This is a genomic window from Streptomyces sp. MUM 2J (assembly GCF_022414535.1).
Classification (GTDB): Bacteria; Actinomycetota; Actinomycetes; order Streptomycetales; family Streptomycetaceae; genus Streptomyces.
The window spans coordinates 1-1,087 of sequence record NZ_JADWYM010000115.1 but is presented as its reverse complement, the minus strand read 5'-3'; the positions used below and the strand labels follow the sequence as shown (position 1 = coordinate 1,087).

Here is a 1,087-nt window from a genome sequence, read left to right as displayed (position 1 = left end):
GCCTGCGTTCTCACCTGTCGGGTTGGATGAGGTCGATCGCGTGGCCGGGGTGCGACTTGTAGTAGTCGGTGGCGTGGGCGGTGTTGGTCCAGCCGGTGAGGCGGGTCAGGGCGATCGCGAGGTTGCGGAAGGTGGACATCGCGCGGGGCGTGTTCCCGGTGCGGATCTTGGAGGCGTCCTCGGCGAGAGTGGTGTCCCGGACGTGGTGATGGGCCTCGACGTGCCAGTGCTCGCGCACTGCGCGGGCGAGCTGGGCGTCGGTCGCGGAGAACGCGTCGTGGCTGGTGACGGCGTAGATGTGCTCGATCTGGATCTTGCCGCTGTTCAGGTCGCGTCGGCGGCGGGTGACCTTGATCGCCTGGGCTGCGTGCGGGAGCCGCAGTCGGCGCGGGACCTGGACGGCTTTGAGGCGGCGGATCTCGTCACGGCCGTGTCCCTTCTCGCGGGTGGCGTGTCCGAGGGGGATCTGGTTCCAGGGCGGCGACTTGAGGAAGTGGTGCAGTTTGGGATGGTTGTCCTTCACGATCGCGATGTAGTCGGCCTTCTTGTCCTCGACGAGGAACCGCGCGTGGGCGTGCTGGGTGTGCAGGGCGTCGAACGTGACGGTGCGGCCGGCCAGGTCGATCGGTGCGAGGAGCGGTTTGAACTCGCTGATCTCGCCCTTCTTCCCGGCGACCTGCCGCTGGTTCAGCGTCGCGCGTTCGCCGTGGGTGACGGCCGACAGCAGGTGCACCGCCCTGGTCGCCGCGGTGCGCGAGCCGCGCAGGCTCTTGCCGTCGACGGCGACCGCGCACAGTCCTTCGTCCTGGTCGGGGCGGCTGCAATGTCCCGCGAGCCATGCCCCCACCGCCGCGTCGACCGCGTCGCCGTCCAGACGTGCCAGGAGCCGGCCGAGCGTGGTCGCCCGTGGTGCGGCCCGCAGTCCCAGGCGGTGACGGGTCTCGTCGGGCAGGTGGGCGGCATGCCGTGCGATGGCGGCGAGGGTGGTGGCGCCGGCGAGTACGGCGATCGTGCACAGCGCGAGGATCGGGCCGAGCCGGTAACGGCGTCCCTGCCGACGGCGCGGATCGGGCAGCACGTCGAGGAC

General features: G+C 70.7%; 1 protein-coding gene. It reads right to left on the bottom strand.

What is annotated here, in order from left to right; translation table 11 throughout:
- Positions 1-10 precede the first annotated feature (10 nt).
- The coding region (locus tag I3F54_RS31865) for an ISAs1 family transposase (protein ID WP_240122405.1) at positions 11-1,087 on the bottom strand (1,077 nt) is incomplete at its 5' end.